Consider the following 5365-nt stretch of genomic DNA (forward strand, 5'->3'; position numbering starts at 1 on the left):
GCTTTCGCCATAATACCCCTTGGTCAAAGGGTAGAGAAAGTCAAGGTCCAAAGCCCCTTTCAAACGCCTGTAGAAATTGTTCTCGGGTATACGCTCGCTCAACTGGAAATGTGCGAACAGTTTTTCCTGGTAATCCTTTTTTCCCTGCATACCTAAAGTTACGATCGATCTACCGAACGGCAATGATCAAGACCGTTTTTTTCTTAACTTGTGCAACAGGCACAATACCTATAATTAATTGCTACAGATTTTCCGGCGGAAAATCCACGCATTATCACTATTTTTAGTACACGGCGGGAAATCCTACGGATTTCCAACACCGCAACTAATCATAGCTTAGACGTTGTGCATAATGCAAAAAATCGTTCTAAAATTCAACATTTGAACTAAAAAAGCCAACCGCACAAACAGCACATTTATTTTTTTTTGCCAACGCGAAATGCCAACGCTAAAAAAATAAAAGAGCTATTTTTCGCCAACGCTCGAAAAAAACGATACATTAGGAAAATGCAAACTGAAGAAGAAATCCTAAAAATAAAAAAAGTGAAAAACACCGCAGTCAGAACTGTGGTTTTACGTCATCTTTTGAGCCAAGAAAAAGCACAATCGTTGAAAGATATTGAAAACGCATTGGCATATACGGACAGAAGTTCGATTTTCAGAACGCTGAAAACATTTGAAGAAAACAAAGTCATCCACAGCATTGAAGATGGTTCTGGAATGACCAAATATGCGGTTTGTGCCAAAGGCTGTAACTGCGACCCAAAGGATTTGCACTATCATTTTTATTGCACAAACTGCGATAAAACATTCTGCCTTTTTGATGTTCCTATTCCCAAAATTCAACTTCCCGAAAACTTCAAACTAAAACAAGCAAATATGGTCGTAAAAGGTCTATGCGATAACTGTAACAAGTAATCTTTGCAATCGAGTTGCAGTAAAAGGAATTTACATTTGCACTATTCTTAAAAACAGAATTAGCAGATGACAAAAGCATTTTTAACTTCATTTTTCTTCGTTATATCATTTATTTCTTTCGCACAGAACAGCGACATTTCTATTTTCATTACAGATTCGGAAACCAACGAACCATTACTTGGAGCAACAGTTTATTTCGAGGAGCTTGAAAAAGGAGCGGTAACAAATTTTGACGGAATTGCCACATTTACAGAAATCCCAAATGGAAACCACATTATAAAAATTTCATACATAGGCTTCAAAACCATAGAAACTACTATTGATGTTGGAACAAAAAAGGAGTTCGCTTTCAAGCTCGAATCTGGAGGTAATGAACTTGACGAAGTTGTCATACAATCTTCAAGAAGTACACGAACTGTTAGAAAAATTCCAACTCGAATTGAATTTATTGGAGCGGAAGAATTAGGCGAAAAAGCAGTAATGAACCCGACAAATATTTCAATGGTACTTCGAGAAAGTACAGGCATACAGATGCAACAAACTTCGTTAAGTAGCGGAAATACCAACATTAGAATTCAAGGTCTCGATGGACGCTATACACAACTTTTGAGAGATGGATTTCCACTTTATGGCGGTTTTTCCAGCGGTTTGAGTATTTTACAAATTCCGCCATTAGACTTAAAACAATTTGAAATAATAAAAGGAAGTTCATCAACGCTTTATGGTGGTGGTGCAATTGCAGGTTTGATAAATATGGTTTCCAAAACACCAGACGAAGAACCTGCTTTGGATATTATGTTGACACAAACCCAAGCTCTGGGAAGTACAGCAAATGTATTTTACAGCAAACGGAATGAAAAATTTGGTGTTTCACTTTATGGTTCAGGTCATTATCAAAAAGCGTATGACCCAGAAGATGATGACTTTAGTAACTTGCCAAAAACAACTTCGATTTCATTCAACCCAAAGTTCTTTTATTATCCATCGGAAAAAACAACATTTTGGTTTGGCTTAAACGGAACGTATGACGACAGAATTGGTGGCGACATCACAAAAATTGAAAGTGGCGAAAATGGCATCCATCAATATACCGAAGAAAACGTATCGAAAAGATTGAGCAGTCAAGCGGTTTACGAAACTCAAATAGATTCCGTCAGTTCATTAACTATCAAAAATAGTATCTCGTTCTTCGACAGAGAACTGACCATTCCCGATTTTACATTTGACGGTAAACAAACCAATACATTCACGGAAATAAACTATCAAAAGTCAGCCAATAAAACAGATTGGATTTTTGGAGCAAACCTATATACTTCTGATTTTGATGAAAATGATAATGCAACTTTGCAACGCGACCAAACAGATATAACTTATGGAGCATTTGCAAATAACATTTATGACATTTCGGATAATTGGATTTTGGAAACAGGATTGCGAGCAGATTACAATACTGATTTTGGCTTTTTTCCGCTTCCACGAGTTTCATTGCTATACAAAAACGATAGTGGATTTTCGAGCAGAATTGGTGGTGGATTAGGTTACAAAATTCCAGATATTTTTACAGAAGAGGCGGAATTTATCAATTTTGAAAATGTACTTGGTATTGATAAATCTTCACTAAATGCGGAACGTTCTTACGGTGTAAATCTTGATTTCAACTATCAAACACGTTTATTTGAAACCGTTGGTTTTTCTATTAATCAACTGTTTTATGTAACTGCGATTAATGATGCATTACTGTTAAATTCAACTGATAATGGATTTTTCCAATTTGAGAATGCAACAGATGAAATTTTGAGCAAAGGTGCTGAAACAAACATCAAGTTTACCTATAAAGATTTTCGTTGGTTCTTGAATTATGCACTCATTGACACAAAATTGAATTATTTGGCTGGAAATCCACAAAAACCGCTAACTGCAAAACATAACGCAGGAAGTGTTTTGATGTACGAATCTGAAAAATGGCGAATCGGTTACGAAACGTTTTACACAGGAAAACAATTTTTGTCTAATGGAACAGAAACAACCGACTTCATAACAATGGGTTTTGTGGCAATGCGAAATTTTAAATGGGGAACAACGTTTGTGAATTTTGAAAACTTTACGGACAGAAGACAAAGCAGGTTCTCGCCTTTAGTTTTGCCACCACACGACAATCCAGAATTTCCCGAAATTTATGCACCTACAGACGGTTTTATATTTAGCGTTGGAGTAATAATCAAACCTTTTGGAAACGAAGATGACGACTAAAATGAACAAAACGATATTTAAAATCAATCAAATGGATTGTCCTTCCGAGGAAAATCTTATACGAATGAAATTGGACGGAATTCAAGAAATCAAAAATCTTGATTTTGACATTCCAAACCGAAATCTGACCGTTTTTCACAACGGACAGGCAGACCAAATCGAAAATTCGATAATCGAATTAAAATTAGGCGGAAAGAAAATTTCGACCGAAGAAACCAACGAAAAAGATTTTGAAGAAAACACCAACCAAAAAAAGCTACTTTGGATTGTATTGGCAATAAATTTTGTCTTCTTCATTATCGAAATGACAACAGGACTCATCTCAAAATCAATGGGATTGGTTGCCGACAGTTTAGATATGCTTGCGGACAGTTTCGTGTACGGGATTAGCTTGTTTGCGGTTGGCGGAACGTTGATTAAGAAAAAACGGATTGCAAAAATTGCTGGCTATTTTCAGATAACCCTCGCGATTATCGGATTTGTTGAAGTGTTGAGAAGATTTTTTGGAGCCGAGAAACTTCCCGATTTTTCAACGATGATTATCGTGTCGATTTTAGCACTTATCGCAAACGGAATTTGTCTTTACATTTTACAAAAGTCAAAGAGCAAAGAAGAGGCACATATGAAAGCGAGTATGATTTTCACCTCGAATGACGTGATTATCAATTTGGGAGTAATAATCGCAGGAATTTTAGTGAATTGGCTAAATTCCAACAAACCTGATTTAATTGTTGGAACAATCGTTTTTATAGTGGTAATACAAGGTGCATTTCGGATTTTGAAATTAAGCAAGTAATCGGAATTGCCAACGCTGAAAGCCATACACATTTACAGTCGCTCAAGCCATCGCACCACCAAAACTGTAAAAGAGTATGTCTTGCCAACGCTCACTTTAGAACTAAATAACAAACATCGGAATACCAAGCAGAACGTGAAAAGCACTATGCACAACAATGGTAACCGTTGCACAAGCCTATAATTAGAAATAACTACGATCGATATAAGCCTCTTCAAGGGGCTTTTTTTATGCTATGCTAGAAGTTGAACGTGAATTTTCCGTGCGCCGGAGAATGGCTTTTCACGTAATGGACCATAATTTTTACGAATAATGGCAGGGCAAGCTTTCCCGCCCCGCTCCCGATAGCTATCGGGATGGAACGTTTTTGGTCGAATTTCAGGTATTTTTTCAGGTTGTACGCGATTGCCGAGAGGTGCATCGCCTTGTTGGCCTGTTTCAATCCTATGGTATTTATCTTCCTGAGTCCCATAAACTCTATCAGGGTGCCGAAAACGGGTTCCACCGTACTCTGCCGCTTGCCCTTCATATACCTGCCCTGTGGGCCCTCGACCCGGGCAATGTTCCTTTCGTACTCGGCCCGGTAATAGGTAACGCTGAACTTCTTTTCCTGTGCGCTTTTGCCCAGGCACCGTTCCCGTAAGGGACAGCCAAGGCAGACATGCTTTCTTGCGCGGTACTCCTTCTTCTTTGTCTTGGTGCGGTAATCCAAAAACACTTTGGTAAATGGTATCACCTTGCCCTGCGGACATAGATAATGGTCATCTTCTTCAACGTACACAAAACCTTCGGGACCGCCCTTGTACGTGCCATGGGGCGGAATGAAGCTCTTCAGTCCCCGGGCTTCCAGAAAGGCATAGTTCTTCCCGCTACTGTATCCCGTGTCGGCCACGCAGTTTTCCCATACCAAGCCTTCTTTCCAGAGCCTGCGTTTTACACGCTTTACGATGTCCGGGAGGTGTTGGTTGTCCTTCCCGTCCGCATGGTAGGCCCTGATGTCCGTAATGACGTGGTGGGCCGTATCAACGCTCAATTGGCCCAGGTAGTTCAGCTTCCGGGCCTTGCCCGGTTTTACGCTTATACGCGCATCGGGGTCCGTGGGGCTGTAATGTGTTTTGTTACTGGTATACTTGCCCCCCTTGTTGCCCGCCCCCGGCCGTTGGTCCTGGTCCTTCGCCCACTTTTTGTTACGGCCCTTTATCGCGGAGAGCTCATTGGCGTTGGCGGTAACACTTCGTTGTCCTTTATCCGACCTGTCGCCCTTGCTCTTGCGGTGGGGCACTTCTTTATCCATCGAACTAAGGACCCGCACCTTCCGCAGGTGTTCTTGCAGCTCTTCCTCCGGTACCTTCAGTTCCAAGGTATCCATGCTCGCGTTCGCCTTTACCGGCGCACTGTCGA

At 40.1% G+C, this 5365-nt stretch carries 3 protein-coding genes and 1 pseudogene; 3 read left to right on the top strand and 1 reads right to left on the bottom strand.

Annotated elements, in window-relative coordinates:
* The first annotated feature begins 543 nt into the window (after positions 1 to 543).
* The 3 genes from IL355_RS19080 to IL355_RS19090 all read left to right on the top strand — a co-directional run bounded on the left by IL355_RS19080 (position 544) and on the right by IL355_RS19090 (position 3964).
* Complete coding sequence (locus IL355_RS19080) at positions 544 to 918, top strand: Fur family transcriptional regulator (RefSeq protein ID WP_317175516.1); 375 nt, start codon at positions 544 to 546, stop codon at positions 916 to 918.
* Positions 919 to 984: 66 nt separating this feature from the next.
* Positions 985 to 3168, top strand: coding sequence for a TonB-dependent receptor (locus tag IL355_RS19085; RefSeq protein WP_192463695.1), 2184 nt, complete (start codon positions 985 to 987; stop codon positions 3166 to 3168).
* A gap of 1 nt (position 3169) precedes the next feature.
* Positions 3170 to 3964 (top strand): cation transporter, encoded by a 795-nt coding sequence (locus tag IL355_RS19090; RefSeq protein WP_192463696.1) that lies wholly within the window; start codon positions 3170 to 3172, stop codon positions 3962 to 3964.
* A 364-nt stretch (positions 3965 to 4328) separates the two neighbouring features.
* On the opposite strand, the pseudogene IL355_RS19095 reads toward IL355_RS19090, so the two are convergent.
* A pseudogene (locus IL355_RS19095) lies at positions 4329 to 5365 on the bottom strand (transposase); the annotation flags it as partial.

It is taken from the genome of Euzebyella saccharophila, assembly GCF_014855495.1.
Classification (GTDB): domain Bacteria; phylum Bacteroidota; class Bacteroidia; order Flavobacteriales; family Flavobacteriaceae; genus Euzebyella; species Euzebyella saccharophila.

Bases quoted from the DNA above. Each gene is read 5' to 3' on its own strand.
- IL355_RS19085 (WP_192463695.1), top strand. From the start codon at position 985: ATGACAAAAGCATTTTTAACTTCATTTTTCTTCGTTATATCATTTATT.
- IL355_RS19090 (WP_192463696.1), top strand. From the start codon at position 3,170: ATGAACAAAACGATATTTAAAATCAATCAAATGGATTGTCCTTCCGAG.